The following is a 16,094-nucleotide window of genomic DNA, read 5'->3' on the forward strand; positions in this document are numbered from 1 at the left end:
GATATGAATTATTCTAATTATAAAATTAGTATCTACAGGACGATTACCCTAGCTTTAATATTAAGCTTGATTGGTATTGGCAATTTCTCCTGTAAGAAAATTGATGATGTACAATCAACAAGATTAGCTACTGAAGAAAGCAACTGGAAAACACTTGAGGATGCAAGAGCAAACTTGCTTTCAGTATACGGCCTGATGCGTTCGGCTACTGTTTCTGATAATACGCATTGGTTAATGGGCGATTTAAGACAAGGTGATTTCGCCATTACCAACAGAGCCGATTTAAAGTCTATTGTAAGCGGACAGCTAAACGCACAATACCCTGTAATTAACCGTATTACCAATTGGCGTAGGTTTTATGCTGTAATTAATGCGGCAAGTTTATTTATAGAACGCTCTAAACAGATCGTTCCTTTAGATACACGTTACACCATCATAAATAACAATGTAGACATAGCGCAGGCCAGAATATTAAGAGCGTTTGCCTATTTTTATATGGTGAGGATTTGGGGGGATGTGCCTTTGTTAACCTCATCACACGATGGCGATTTTATTAAACTGCCAAGAACAGGTAAAGATAAGGTTTTACAATTTGCTACGGCCGAGTTATTGGCTGCGGCTCAGGTGGTGCCGTTTAAATATGGAGGTGATGATCCAATCCTTCCAGGTCTTTATTATGGTGCAGGCTGGTCGAGCTGGAATGGAAACATTTTTACCAGATTATCAGCATACATTATTCTTGCACACATTGCTGCTTGGGAAGGCAATTATCTAGATGCAGCTACCTATACGAAATTTGTATTAGACAACTATACCAGATCTAACGGAAGCGGCTCTAACGGAATTGTTTATTTGGAGATGGATGCATTAACTGAAAACTTGAATTACTATAGTCCATTTGCCTTTAAACGTGCCACTGTATTGGTAGGCTTTCCGTTCGAAGCAGGTAATGGATTATCAACAGCAAATGGCCACATCGAGCAGTTAACGTTAGCATCTCCATTTATTCCTAAGGCGCAACCAGAGATGTTTGTAACTAAAGATAGTATTCTTAAAATATTTACAGATCCTAAGGATTTAAGGTTCAGTTTTAACCCTGTTACAGGCTTATATCGCACCAACTACTTTTACAATTTCACTTCTGAGCAACCTATTTTTAACAAGATCAAAGTTATTTATACTGCCCAAACCTCTGGCGATTTAACTTTATTTAGTTCTACAATGCTGTTTAGCCGTATAGAAGAAGTTACGCTGTTAAGGGCAGAAGCATGTGCCGTATTGGGACAACGTGATGAAGCCATTGCAGCGTTAAATAAGGCAGCCAATTTAAGGGGGCCAATTACCTACAATCCTGCTTCTGGTAAGGATTTAATTGATGCAATTTTTGAAGAGCGCAGAAGAGAGTTAATGGGCGAGGGCTGGAGATGGTACGATATTGTACGGTACAACAGGCTTAAAAACTTTGCTGGCACATTCATCAAGAAAAATGGTACGCCGCTTACATTCAGACAATTTGAGAATGCTGGTGGTATTTACTGGCCAGTTTCGCAAGATGTCATCAATGCCAATCCAACGGTTACCCAAAATCCATACTGGCAATAATCAATTAGAAGATCATGAAAAAGAAATTATATAAGCATAGCCTGTTATTACTTCTAGGGGTAATGGGTATTTATTTAAGTGCCTGCAAAAAAAGCGATTCTCCTTATTACGATTATACCAATACGGTACAAACCTATAAAGGAACTACTTTGGATTATTTGAAATCGAAATCAAATACCTTTGATTCGCTTTTATTGGTATTGGATCGTTTTCCTGCCTTAAAAGATTCGTTAACCAATCAGAAAGTAACCTTATTTGCTCCGGTAAACGAAAATTTTGCAGCATCAGTTAAGTATTTAAACCAAATCAGAAAAGCAGGCGGAAGAGCTCCTATTTATCTGAAAACTGCAGACCTGACAGAACTTGAGTTTATGCTTTCAAAATATATTATTAGGGGCAATATAACTACCAGTACCTATACTAATAGTGTTGATGGACTTTCGTTAAATACAATAGTTTCCAATTATCCTATGCATGTTAAAGCGGTAAAAGCAGATGCATCGGGTTTTGTTGGTGGAGGTGCAACAACACTCGAGTATAGCGATATGTTTGGCTCAACTATTCGGCTTAATTGGGTAACTACCATTACCAATGCGGTTAATATTAAAACCAATAATGCCACCATTAACATCTTAACCCCGCTGCACAATTTTGGATTTGATGAATTTACAGCAAGATTAGACCAATAGCCTTATGAAGATGAAAACAAATAAATACTTGCTTAGCGCAGTTATAATGCTATCAGGCATGATGCTCATGTTGGCATCGTGCAAGAAAAATTTACCTGATAATAGATTGTCTATCGCCAACGATAGTCAGTATACGCAGTTTTTATATCAGCCCACCCTCGGTAGAAATACTTTATTTACCAACAATTTTACCTATGGCAACTCAAGCAGGCCATTAGATTTTAAAATTGTAAACATGCGTACTTTTGGTGGCGAACCAGCTCCCGAATTAACCAAACTATTGCCAGTAAAGGTCTGGAAAACCGCTTACGATGGTACCGAGAAATCGCTTGCAGAAATTGAAGCGAAACGTGTAATAGAAAGTCACCCGCTATTTGAAGTACGTCCACATTCTGGTGAGTTTTTGATGTGGGCCGAAGCCAACTCCAATATGATTAAAGCACAACCAGATTCTGGTTATGTTTTCGATGTAGAAATGTCTAATACTGGAGGGAGAAAATATTTTCAGAACTTCCGCCTTCGTCCATTGCGCGAGCGTCCTTACGAACCATCACCGCTCGATCCGGTAACAGGACAGGGAACATCTACCTCTGTGAGCCCATCAGGGTTGTTTATTTCAGGTGTTAGAACAAATCAATTTTTATCATCGAGCGACGTGCGTGTAGTATTTAATAAACTGCCAAAAGGCTTGCCTGGCTATTCTGGTCATAGTATCAGTTTCAAGTTTGTAGATACTTTGGCTCAGGTTATCGATCCAAATAAGTTTGCACTAACCGATTGGGGCAATCTGGTACATGGTTTCAACATGGTAAAAGATGCCACTAAAGTGAAATTTGATGTGGCTTATCCTATTCCATTAACCGCCTACCCTACAAAATACACGACAACAGATGGCGGTGCGGCTAGGGTAGTATTTAGGTTTGATAGACAGGCATTTGGTGCTGTTTTACTTCACTGCTATCTGGCGTTAAATTTCAAGATTTACGAAGAGGGCGATTGGGAAATTATCTTCCAGTTTAAGAATGACAAACCAAAATTTGATAACGACTGATGAAACTAACTAAATCCAAACAAAATATATTTCCAATGAAGTATTTTTACAGTATAGTAATTTTATTGATTTTTGGTTTGCAGAATCTTGCCCTGGCACAACAGCAAATTGCGGTTACAGGTACGGTTTATGATGGCGAATCGAAAAAGAAAGAAACCATGCCTGGCGTAAGTATTCTAAGCAGTGGCAAGGTTTTAGGCCAAACTGATGGAGACGGACGTTTTAGGGTAACTGTTGCATCAAACGCCGAAATCACCTTTAAATATTTAAGTTACATCACACAAACCATAAAGGTAAATAATCGGGCCAACATTAACATCACCCTACAGGGCGATAATACTACCCTTAAAGAGGTAACGGTTACTGCGGGTTATCAGACCAAAACCAGGACTTTATCTACAGGATCTGTTACCACTATTTCGGGTAAGGATATTCAGGGACAACCTGCAAGTGATGTAATGTCGCTTTTACAGGGTAAAGTGGCCGGTCTTAATATCCAGAACAATACAGGTGCACCGGGTTTTAGGGGTTCTATTACCTTACGGGGTATTTCGAACATCAACGTATCGGGTTCAGGAAGTTCAAGTTTCTTAACACCAACCTCACCATTATTTGTAATTGATGGGGTGCCTGTTGATGACAATACCAACTATTCGTATGGTTTCCAACAGGCTGGGCCAGGTGTATCGCCAATCTCGCAGATTCCACCAGAAGATATCGAAGAAATTAACACTTTAAAAGATGCTGCTGCTACAGCATTGTACGGATCGAGAGGAGCTTATGGTGTAATTTTAGTTACCACTAAACGTGGTAACTCAAAAGTACCGGTTGTGCGTTATAATGGTGCCTCATTTTTTTCGATGGTACCTCAGTTGCGTGCAGTAATAGGAGGTAGGGGGGAACGCGAACTGCGTATTATGCAAATTTTGCAGAATGACAGTACCTACAACCATGCAGTTGACCTGATCAATTCTTCGCCGCTTTTAGCTGATAGTTTAAATGCGTATTACAATAACTCAACTGATTGGCAATCTTATTTTTATAGAAATACATTTAACCAAAGTCATAATGTAAGCGTTTCAGGGGGGGATGTGGCTTTTAACTATAAAGTAGGCTTAGGTGCCTTTGATGAAACCGGGATACAGCAAAATACAGGTTACTCTAGGTATAACCTCAATATGAATATGCAGTATAACCCAACCCCTAAATTTAAATTGGTGGGCCAGTTGCAGAATTCCATTCAAAAACAGCAGACCGGAAGTGGCAATGGACTGTTAAATAGTGGTCTTGCTGCTACAGGTTCTGCCTCTACTTTACTGCCATCGCCATCACTGTATTCGGCGCAAAGTGGTTTGTTAGCACAGCTAGGTACCGATAACGACAATAAATCGTTACAGACTTTTGCCACCATTAACGCAGAATACGAAGTATTTAAGAATTTCAGGATTGCTACCTTTTTAAACTATACAAACGGTTCTAATACAAAGGATAATTTTTCGCCTGCTGCTTTAAATGGCAATCAATCGCAATATTATACTTATAACGACCGTGCAACCAAACTATACAACCGTAACCAGTTTTCTTATGTATATGGTCTAAAGGATGCTGCCGGAGAAGATTCACACACCTTTAACTTATTTGCCTTTACAGAGATCAACTCGAGCTTTTTTAAGGCTGATGCCATTTTAAACGAAAGAGGGGTGAATGATCAGTTAAGGGGGCCTTTAACCAATATGACCAATTACCTGACTTCTTTGGGGGGCACAATCGATTATAACGATGCGAGAAGCGTGGCCTTTGCCGGTGCATTTTCTTATAACTACCAACAAAAATATGTTCTAGATCTTAACTACCGTTTAGATGCCAACTCTGCAAATGGCGAAAACGCACGTTACATTGCCAACCCATCCATCGCTTTAAAATGGAACTTTAACAAGGAAAAGTTTATGCAGAATATCCAGTGGATTGATTATGCCGATATCCGTTTAAGCTATGGTTCTAACATACAACCTGTAGGAGGTATTTTTGATGCGTATGGTAAATATGTAGGGGGCGACCGTTATAACAACGCTAACTCCATAATATTGGATCTGAAAAGACTTCCAAATTTAGATTTGCAGCCAACCAAAGCCACTACATACAATGCCGGTGTTGATTTTAGTTTGTTCCAGAACCGTTTCTCATTCGTTTTCGATACCTATTACAAGCAGAACGATAATATTTTCAGATACAAGGATATTTCGAGTGCTAACTCTTTCGAAACGGTTGCCTCTAACGAAATCAGTAACGTAAACTACGGCTGGGAGTTTCAGACTACTGCCCGTCCATTAAGTCCTAACAGCGCTTTTAAGTGGACAGTATCTGCGAATTTGGCCATTAACCGGGAAATATTAGCGCAACTACCTGATGGCTTAAGAGATCTTATCTATTATGATAAAGATTTGGGTCAGGATATCTACTACCGCTTAGGTACCAACTCTTTATCTAATTATCTGTATAATACCAAAGGTGTTTATTCTACCAATGCGCAGGTTCCGGTTGATCCGAATACGGGATTGCCTTATCGCGTAGGGGGTACAGACCGCCTGAACTATTTCAAAGCAGGCGATCCTGTTTTTACCGATCTGGATGGAAATTATGTGCTCGACGGTAACGACAGGGTAATTGCAGGTAATTCGCAGCCTCAGGTAACTGGTGGTTTTACTTCTTACCTACAGTGGAAAAACTGGAGCTTGGAGGTAAATACATCTTTCACACTCATTCGCGATATTATCAATAATCCATTGGCCAACCAGTTGCGTAACTATTATTTACCATATGCTTCGGGCAGTTTAGTGCCTTTAGGTCAGCTTGATTACTGGCGTTCAGCTGGTGATGTGGCTACCTATGGTAATCCTTTAGATTTTTTGCGTTCGAGAATTATCGACCCATTTAGGCTTAACCAAACCGCATTTCAGGAAGATGGCTCTTACTTTAAATTAAATTCGGTTAAAGTGTATTACATCTTTGATAAAAAGTTTACAAGCAGATTCGGAATGAACAGGGTAAGTATTAACGCTACTGCGGCCAACCTTGGTTTTATTACCCGCTATTCTGGCCCGAACCCCGAAAATGTAACCAGTTTAGGTAGAGATGATTCTGGAGGTTATCCTTCTCCAAGACAGTTTACCCTAGGTTTAAACATTGAGTTTTAAGACAAAATTAGACAAGATGAAAAATACAAAATATATAATCCTGTTTGCCGCACTGGTTTTTACTACCGTTAGCTGCAAAAAGTTCCTTAATGTTACTCCTATTGAAGCCCAATCTGGTAACAATTTTTGGAAATCGCGTGAAGATGTAGAAGGGTTTACAAATGGCATTTATGCACGTTTAAGATCAAAAGTAGCGGGTACACCACAGTTTTTTAACGGCGATGACAGAGCATTTTTCCCTGCATTGGAAATAAGGGGCAATAATGTGCAGGTAAATAGTTTGGATAACGATGGTTCCAATACGTTTACTGCCCTTAGTGGTAATAATATGAAATTTATTCTTAACAATACCGGAAGGTACAACAGCATGATGAAAAACATTATGAGTTGGAAAGAGTGGTATGATATTATAGCGGCATCGAACATACTTTACTTCGAAATTGATAGAGTACCTTCAGCCAGCTTACCCGAAGCTGATAAAAAACGATATAAAGCTGAAGCTGTATTCTTGCGCAATTTAAGCTATATGTTTATCTGCAAGTTATTTGGCGATGCAGTTTATTATACTGAAGCTTACCATAGCAGTCCATTAGCTAGGATCTCGCAGGTAACGGTAATGAATAATTGTATTGCGGATATGACAGCGGCAAAAAATGATCTTCCAATTATCTACAACGATGCTTCATCTAATGGTTTCAGACCAACAAGAGCATCGGCGGTTGCATTGTTAATGCATTTGAATATGTGGGCTGCAGCTTGGGATGGTGCAGGTAAAACAAAGTATTATGAAGGAGTAAAAACACTGGCAGCTGAATTGGATACTTACACCAGTTATAAGATTTTGCCTATTACGCCTGAAAATACATTAAAGATTTTCAAAGGAAGAAGTACAGAAAATCTATTCGGTATTTTGCAAGATTTTAACTATGGTGAAGGCTTTTCTTTGCCAGCAGGTTTCTCTTATTATTTTGCACGTTACCCTTATCAGGGTAATGTAAACAAAACATCAAGCGCTATGGCTTATCTCAGAGATTACATTACCAAGCTTTTCCCAGCAGGAACTACAGATGCTAGGTTGACTAATTGGTTCGAAAATTATGATGCAGGATCTGGTAATTTCCAGTTTAAAAAATTCGCAAATGTGTATACAACTGGATCAGGTAATGCAATAACAGTAACCAGCGATGATAGTGCTATTGTTTTCAGATTGCCAGATTGTTATTTGCTAACTGCTGAAGCTTTAGCCGAACTAGGAGATGATAATGGAGCAAAAGATTTTGCCAATAGGGTAACAATCGCAGCCAATGCACCACTAATTATAAAAGATGGGCAGGAATTGAAAGACGAAATTTATAAAGAAAGATGCAGGGAACTGATTGGCGAGGGGCAGTTCTTCTTTGATCTGGTTAGAACAAAGAGAGTAGTAAATTCCGATTTTACAAAATCGCCTATATCAGTAGGTAACCTAAACGCTGGTGCCTGGACATGGCCACTTAGCATTAGTGCTGCCGAGCGTAGCGCAAACCCAAATTTAATTGGTAATAATTTTTGGAATTAATAGATATGATGATGAACAACAAACATAAAACTCTGCTATTCTCACTAATCTGTATCTTATCAGTATTAGCTGGCTGTAAAAAGTACTATATGGAAACGGGGATTAGTGATGCAAAATACAGCGGCAATATTATGCAGTACATGGAGACAAAGAAACCGTTTTTTGATTCGACCTTAACTGTGATTAAACTGGCTGGTTTGGCTGATGTGATAAGCAATGAAAACATTACATTTTTTGCACCACCAAGTGGATCTATTTTTAAATCGGTTAAACGCTTAAATGTAGAATTGCGTGTAAACGGTAAAGATACTGTTTCTCAATTATCACAGATAAAGCCAGAAGTATGGAAGAACATACTTTCTCAATATATTTTTAAAGGTGCAAACCGCTTGAAAGATTATCCACAGCGCGATACTTTATCTTATTTGGCTTATCCTGGTCAAGGGTACACCTCTTATGGAGGAAGGATTATGAATGTTGGTGTAATTTTTAATGATGCAGTGGTTTACAACGATAAAGGTGCCGAAATTTCAAGAGTATCATATGCAGGTTACCGTCAATTGTATTTGGCTTATATTCCCGACCTGTCCAATCCGCAGGTATCGCTGGTGAATATTCCTATTGCTACTTCAGATATACAGCCCACTAATGGCGTTTTACACGTATTAAATAAGTTCAAACATAATTTTGGCTTTAATACGAATATTTTTATCGAACAGGCAATATCAGCAGGTATTAGTCCAAAAACACAATAGATCTATTGTTTTACCCATAAATTGAATAAAATGTTAAATAACATAAGATATAAATTTAAGCTGTTTTTGTTCGGAGCAACATGTTTAACAACAGCTTTGGTTTCCTGCCAAAAGGAAAAAGGACTTACCGAAGATCCTTATGCTGGCGGTAAGAAACCATTGGATCTAACCTTTGTTTCCAAAGCAATCGATCCAGATGTGGTAAATGCAGGTGATGTTTTAAGTGTAAAGGTGAAAGGCCTTAATAAATACATTAACGATTTTAAGGTTTATGTAAATGAAATTGAGGCCGAAGTGCTTACTGCTTCTACAAATGATACTACCTTAACTTTTAAAGTTCCGTTAACAGCGAGTACAGGCAGTATGTGGATTACTTCGCAAGGGCAAAGTTTTTTTGGCCCTATTGTTAAAGTAGGAGGTAAACTGAGTGTAGATGCCAGTTGGAAAGTAATTAATGGGGCAACAAATACTACAGGTATTAGCACTATTTTTGATATTGAGTCTTTACCTGGTGGTAACTTCTTTGTTGGCGGGGCATTTAACGATTTTGAATTAAAAGGAACCGAAAAGCTGCCTATTGGGGGCATTGCTCAAATTCTAGGCGATGGTACTTACTCAACAAGTGGTGTTTCTTTTGGTAAAGGTGCTGGAGGCGCAGGAAAAATGATCTATTCAATTACCAGAATACCTACAGGGGGGCAAGCTGGTAAATATATTATTGGAGGAAGCTTTACAGCCTTTAATTCTACACGTACAAACCGCCAAACGTTAAGCAATGTTGCTAGGTTAAATACCAACGGATCATTAGATAGTTTGATCCTCAGGGATGTGATTAATCCAAAACCACAAGAAACCTATAAAAATGGCGATACCATTAGCGCATTTAATGCAGGTGTAGATGGAATGGTTAGAAAAACCTTCGTATTTAATGAGCAGGTTTATATTGTAGGGAATTTTAATTATTACAGAAGGATGTATTTACCAAATTCTAGCTATGATGAGAAAGTTTACGATTATACCCGGATGCGCCAGATGGTACGGGTAAATATGGATGGTACAATGGATTCAACCTTCCATTATAACAAATCTACCCGTCAAAGTGCGGCTGCAGCTGGTGGCGTTATTTTAGATGCAATGATGCAGGCTGATGGAAAGTTGATTTTGGTGGGCACTTTTAGTGCATTTAATGGGGTGCCAGCTAACAGAATTGTAAGACTGAACTTAGATGGAAGCGTAGATAATAGCTTTAATGTAGGTTCGGGTGCCAATAGTGATATTATTTCCATTAGATATAATGCTACAACCAATAAAATTGTAATAGGGGGAACCTTTACCAGTTTTAATGGTAAAACAGCTTCAGGCGTTAATCTGTTAAATGCCGATGGCTCTAACGTCACTACCTTTAATGCACAGGCCATAACCGGCGGTATAACTAATTTTGTGGGCCAGCTTAACAACGGGAAAATAATTGTAAGTGGCTCTTTTAATAAATATGGAGATTATTTGCGGCAGGGTTTTATGGTTTTGGAAGCCAATGGTCAGCTGGCAGTTGGGTATAATAATACCGGAGGTTTTCAGGGTAATATTTACGATATGGTAGAAAACACAACTTCTACTGGTTCGCAAGTGATTTTAGTAGGCGATATTTTGCGTTTCAACAGTACTTTGCCGCACAATCTATTGCGCCTAAATTTTTCGAATTGATCAATATAGTTTCAAACATAATGAATATGAAAAAAGGATTTACATTAACCATAACCCTAAAATATTTAGGCCTGGCCTTTGTATTTGGCTGTTTCCTTATCGCCACTGGGTGTAATAAGGGTTTCGAAAATACACTGCCACAAAGTTTTAGAAACGATACAGCAGGTTTAGGAGCAGGGAAAAGGGTACTTTACATCGTTTTAGATGGTGTAACAGGTACGGCAGTAAAAACACTTGCACCTACCAATATAGCTCAGATTAATGCAAAAGCTACCTATACCTATGATGGTTTGGCCGATAACAAATACAATGTTATTACCAATGCATCAGCCTGGACAACCATGTTAACGGGTTACGATTATACTAAACATAATGTAACCGCTGAAGATTTTACGGGTTTAAACTTACAAGCTACTCCTACAATCTTTACACGGATTAATAGTTCAATCAACAATGCCAGAACAGTTTCAATTGCATCAACAACTGTTTTTAACGATAGACTAGCGACAGATGCAACGGTAAAACAGAATGTATCTGATGATGCTGCAGTAAAAGTAGGAGTAGTTGCCGAGTTAGCTAGCAACAACCCATCAATGATAGTTGCGCAGTTTCACAGTGCCGAAACTGCTGGTGCAGCCAACGGTTACACTGCAAGCACCCCTGCGTATGCAGCAGCCATACAAAGCATAGATGGTTATATTGGCGAAATATTAACAGCACTAAAAGCTAGAAAAGGTTATTCTGGCGAAAACTGGCTGGTTATAATTGCCTCTAATAAGGGGGGTGGCCAATCTGGAGGCGTAGTAGGTTCAAATATTTTTAATGACCCTTCGCGAAATGCTTATATCGCGTTTTACAATCCACGGTTTTCTTCAGTAAAAATTGCACAACCAGATCCAAATAGTTATCCATTTGTAGGTACAGCCCCTCGTTTTATTGCTACAACTGCTACGAATGTTACCGCTATACAGAATAATACAGCAATAGGTAATTTTGGTACCACTGGCAATTTTACTTTTATGTTCAAATTTAGGGATGATTATGGACAGGCAAATTATTACCCTATGTTCTTGGCAAAAAGAAGTGCTTTTAATTCTGTTTCATCTACAGGTTGGGGCTTTCTTTTTGGTGGCAATAGTGCGCAGTTAGATTGGGGAGGTACTCCGCGCCCAGGCTTTGGTATCGATATCCGTGACGGACGCTGGCACACTGTAGCCTTTACCATTGGCCTGTTAAACGGTGTAAGAACACTTACGCTATATGTTGATGGGCTAACCAGGTATTCAGGATCTATAAACGGAAGAAATATAGATAACAACATTCCACTTAGGTTAGGAGGGGATGTAGGAACTGATGGTAATACACAAACCAATCTTTTAATCAGGGATGTTGCCTTGTTTAATGTAACCATGTCTGCTACAGAAGTAGCTGCAATAATGAGAACACAGATAAAATCTACTACACCATTTTTTAGTAACCTGTTGGGTTTTTGGCCAGGAAATGAAACAAGCGGTACGGCCATGTTAGATCAATCTGGAAAAGGAAATAATTTCACTTATAGCAGTAATGTGGCCTTTGCGCAGTTCGAAGAAATTTCGCCTAATGTCTCTCCAGATATTTCACCTGCTGCCTACCTTTCTGTGCCAAATGGTGTTGATATCCCAATGCTTATTTACAACTGGTTAAATATTGCCGTTTCTCCTCAATGGGGTTTGATGGGTAGATTGTATAGTCCAACAGTATCATTACCAACTAATTAACTTTAAATCTTGATAAAATGAAATTTAATCAGTTAACTAAAATATTTGGCCTATCTCTTCTAGTGGTATTAACTGCTTGTAAAAAGTATGGCTATGAGATTCAGGATGGTTATCCAGACAACTCACAGAATGTGGCCGAAGGAACTATTGATACCAATATGAAGGTAATCGATAAATCTATGTACGGTAAAGCAAGAGTATTTCCTGGTTTGGTAGATCAGTCTGAACCTAGGGTAAAAGATGTTCAGTTTACGCTGGATCTGAACTTTACCGATCAGACTTCACAAAATTTAAGAATCTCGGTTGCACCTTCGCCACAGTATAGCACGGGCTTTTATGCAGCACCTGGAGAACTAATCAAAATTGTAGTGCCGGCAGGTGTGGATGGACTAACCGTACAAATTGGTGCTCATACCGATGATCTTTCTGGTAAATCTACCTTACTGCGCGATCCTGTAATTTATAATAGAAAGCAATTGGTTTCGGGTGTAAATTATGTGCGTAATCTTTACGGCGGACATATTTATATCTTGGCAACTTTTGCCTATGCTAATCCTGTTACATTTACCATAACTGGAGCTTGTGTATCGCCTGATTTTATTTTAGGACAAACAACCGATGAAGCTTGGTTGGCCAAAGTAAAAGCATCAGCTGTGCCTTGGCTTGAGTTAAGAACTAAACGTGTCATCTTTACCATTCCAAGAGATAAAGTACTGGCTACATTAAACTCGTCAGAGCCTTTCACCAATCCTACTTTAGCAATGACCAAATGGAATGATGTATTTGACTTGGATTATAATGCTTGGATGGGCTTATCAGATAATGCGCCTGATATCAGAGACCGTAGTCCACAAAGTCAGTGGCGAGGAGTATTAGATATTCAACTTTCATTAGGTTATGGTCACTCTGGCTTTCCTTTTGTAGGCCAAAACGATAGTGAATGGTTTAAAAGCTTTACCAGCGTGAATAATCTAAATACCAGTAATGGCCAATGGGGTTCATATCATGAGTTTGGTCATAACTGCCAACAACCTGGTGTCTGGAGCTGGAGCACACTGGGTGAAACAACCAATAACTTGTTTAGCTTTAAAGTAGCCAACAGAATTGGTGCCAATTATAATATCCTGCATCCAGCGGTGTCAAGTGGCTTTCCTCAGGCAATTACTTATGCCACTACTGCAGGTACTAAGAATTTCGATACCGATGCGGCAATCAACGATCCATTTAAAAGGATGACACCTTTTGTGCAGATTTTTGAGAAATACGGATATGGTGCAATGACTTATCTTTATAGCCAAGCCCGTCATGCAGACAGATTGAATTCGAGCGATATTACCAAGCATAATTTTGTGTACGAAAAGCTTTCTGATTATACCCAAACAGACTTATCTCCATTTTTTGGGGCTTGGGGTATTTTAATCAGCGATGCGGTTGTAGCTAAAGTTGCGGCAAAGTATCCGACCTTAAAAACTGCTATATGGACTTATAATCCACTAAACAAAACAGGTGGTACTGGTACTATTACTTATTCTACTACCGTGGTATCGGTAAGTTCTACTCAATCTGGTGATGGAACAAACGCTGCTCTGGTTGATGGTGTGGTTTCTGCTGCATCTTACTGGCATTCTAAATATTCATCTCCAACCGCTGCTGAAACTTTTCCTATAAGCATTGTATTAGGTACTGGGTCGCCAATACCAATTTCAATTAAAGGAGTAACTTTTGCGCAAAGACAAAATAATTCAGCTGGTTATGTAAAAGATGTAGAAATATTTACCAGTAACGATAATGTAAATTATGTAAGCGTAGGTACCACAACTTTACCTCAAAATACCGCAGTTTACAACTTTAACTTTCCAGGTGGAAATGTAAGCACGAAGTTTGTCAAAGTGGTAATTAAAAACGGTGCTAATGCTGTTTATGCCAACTTATCAGAGTGTAATCTTATTAAACCTTAATGGCGCTTTATTATGAAAATTAACAACAAAATATACAATATCATCCTTCTTAGTTTTTGCGCAGTAGGCATACTGGGCTACATGGGATGTAAGAAATACAATAACCCACCAGCAATATACCAAGAGCTAAAAAATCTCACGGTTGGTCAGCGTAAGGTTTTGGTAATCAGTATTGATGGTTTAACGGGGTCTGAGTTGCAGACTGTTGCGCCAACCAATATTGCAACCTTGCAAAAAAACTCGAAGTATTCTTATAATACTTTAAAAACGGCTTCTGATGCTGCAGGATGGGTATCAATGTTAACGGGTACAGGTTTTTCAAAACATCAGATCAGTAATGATAATTTTGAACGTACTCAAGATCCGAATAGTGATGACCATGCAGCTATCGTATCTTACCGCAACGTATTCGATTACGTAACCCAGTATAAATCTGTAAAAACAGCTTTGGTTACCCCTTGGGCTAACTTACGCAGTTACATGCGTAATGCAGATTTTTTACCTGTAGTGTCGACCGATTTAGCCGTTAAAGACAGTACAGTAAATATCTTAACCAACCAAGCAGGTTTAGGTATCATGTTTGTTAATTTTAGAGAGGTAGAAGCTGCTGGTGCTAACGGCGGCTTTATTGCAACCAATACCAATTATAAAAATGCCATTGTAAAAGCTGACGAATATGTTGGTAATATTTTAACAGCCTTAAAGGCAAGAAAAAATTTCGCAAACGAAGATTGGCTGGTAGTAGTTACCAGTAATCATGGTGGTAGCAGTGCTAATCCTACCAACGGTTTCACTCTAGCATATAATCCTGCTTTTAAGCCTTTCGAATTAAAAAAATCAGGTTTTAATCCTGTACTTTTTAGCACCACCTCATCAAAGGCTGAAGTACCTGCTGACAATAGCCTTTATGATGTTGGAGATACTAAGAGTATTACTGTTCAAATGGATGTTAAATTTAATAGTACAAACGTTAACTACCCAACTTTCTTTAGCAAAAGCACAAATTTGACTGGTTCTAACATTACGGGTTGGCAATGGGGGCATTACGGCGACAAATGGTTGGTTACTGTAGGGGGCTCTGCAAATGGCGGATCGGGAAAACAGGAAATAGTTGCAACAACTGCACCAGGTACAGATTGGCATACGCTGACAATGAGTATCAATACCACGGTTAATGCACAAGGAGTAGCAACAGCAAGATCGCTTAAAGTTTATACTGATGGAAAATTGGAAGCAACTGCTGATATTTTAGCTAAAAAAAGTTTAACCACATCAGAATTACTTAGAGTTGGTCACAGAAAAGGTGATACAGATACTCCTACACCTTTTTATGGAGCAAACCTATCGTTTTTTAATGTGGCTTTAAGTGATGCAGTTATAAAAGCAAACGTTGGCCTTAAAGACATAACCCAACACCCTAATTACGCTAATTTAGTAGGTTTTTGGCCTATGGATGAAGGAACTGAGGGAACGTTTTTCAATAAGGCACCTGTTGGTTACAATATGTCGCTATCTGGTGTTTATAACTGGGTAAATTTAGCCGCATTGTTTCCTCCGGGAACAACGCCAGAACCTGTAACATCATCTTTATCAATTCCATCTACAGTGAGTGATATATCTGCATTAACCATGTATTGGATGAATATCAATATCCTTCCTGATTTCGGCTTTGATGGTAAACCTTACCTTAAAAACTTTGAAATAGAATTTTTAAAATAGTAGTAGTTTAGTTAGTAAAACCCTTTCCGCCAGAGGTGGCAAAGGGTTTTTTCTGTTTTATGCTATATCCAAAGCGACAACAGACGTGAATTATACCTATAAAC

At 38.8% G+C, this 16,094-nt stretch carries 10 protein-coding genes; all 10 read left to right on the forward strand.

The features are described from left to right. The first annotated feature begins 3 nt into the window (after nt 1-3). Nucleotides 4-1,602 (forward strand): RagB/SusD family nutrient uptake outer membrane protein, encoded by a 1,599-nt coding sequence (locus tag EYS08_RS05385; RefSeq protein ID WP_131028907.1) that lies wholly within the window; start codon nt 4-6, stop codon nt 1,600-1,602. A 14-nt stretch (nt 1,603-1,616) separates the two neighbouring features. After that, nucleotides 1,617-2,291, forward strand: coding sequence for a hypothetical protein (locus tag EYS08_RS05390; protein ID WP_131028909.1), 675 nt, complete (start codon nt 1,617-1,619; stop codon nt 2,289-2,291). A gap of 10 nt (nt 2,292-2,301) precedes the next feature. Then, complete coding sequence (locus tag EYS08_RS05395) at nt 2,302-3,342, forward strand: DUF5007 domain-containing protein (protein WP_244215861.1); 1,041 nt, start codon at nt 2,302-2,304, stop codon at nt 3,340-3,342. Nucleotides 3,343-3,377: 35 nt separating this feature from the next. Beyond that, a complete protein-coding gene (locus EYS08_RS05400; protein ID WP_131028913.1) occupies nt 3,378-6,536 on the forward strand; it encodes a SusC/RagA family TonB-linked outer membrane protein in 3,159 nt (1,052 codons plus the stop codon). A 16-nt stretch (nt 6,537-6,552) separates the two neighbouring features. After that, nucleotides 6,553-8,094, forward strand: coding sequence for a RagB/SusD family nutrient uptake outer membrane protein (locus EYS08_RS05405; RefSeq protein ID WP_131028915.1), 1,542 nt, complete (start codon nt 6,553-6,555; stop codon nt 8,092-8,094). An 89-nt stretch (nt 8,095-8,183) separates the two neighbouring features. Then, entirely contained in the window at nt 8,184-8,849 is a 666-nt protein-coding gene (locus EYS08_RS05410; protein ID WP_165456384.1) for a fasciclin domain-containing protein, read from the forward strand. A 30-nt stretch (nt 8,850-8,879) separates the two neighbouring features. Then, entirely contained in the window at nt 8,880-10,553 is a 1,674-nt protein-coding gene (locus EYS08_RS05415; RefSeq protein WP_131028919.1) for a DUF5008 domain-containing protein, read from the forward strand. A gap of 26 nt (nt 10,554-10,579) precedes the next feature. Beyond that, complete coding sequence (locus tag EYS08_RS05420; RefSeq protein WP_165456385.1) at nt 10,580-12,313, forward strand: DUF4983 domain-containing protein; 1,734 nt, start codon at nt 10,580-10,582, stop codon at nt 12,311-12,313. Between the two features lie 17 nt (nt 12,314-12,330). Then, entirely contained in the window at nt 12,331-14,271 is a 1,941-nt protein-coding gene (locus tag EYS08_RS05425) for a M60 family metallopeptidase (protein WP_131028923.1), read from the forward strand. Nucleotides 14,272-14,283: 12 nt separating this feature from the next. Beyond that, a complete protein-coding gene (locus EYS08_RS05430; RefSeq protein ID WP_131028925.1) occupies nt 14,284-15,990 on the forward strand; it encodes an alkaline phosphatase family protein in 1,707 nt (568 codons plus the stop codon). Nucleotides 15,991-16,094: the final 104 nt, after the last annotated feature.

Origin of the sequence: Pedobacter kyonggii, assembly GCF_004310665.1 — a bacterium.
In the GTDB taxonomy this organism is placed as follows: Bacteria; Bacteroidota; Bacteroidia; order Sphingobacteriales; family Sphingobacteriaceae; genus Pedobacter; species Pedobacter kyonggii.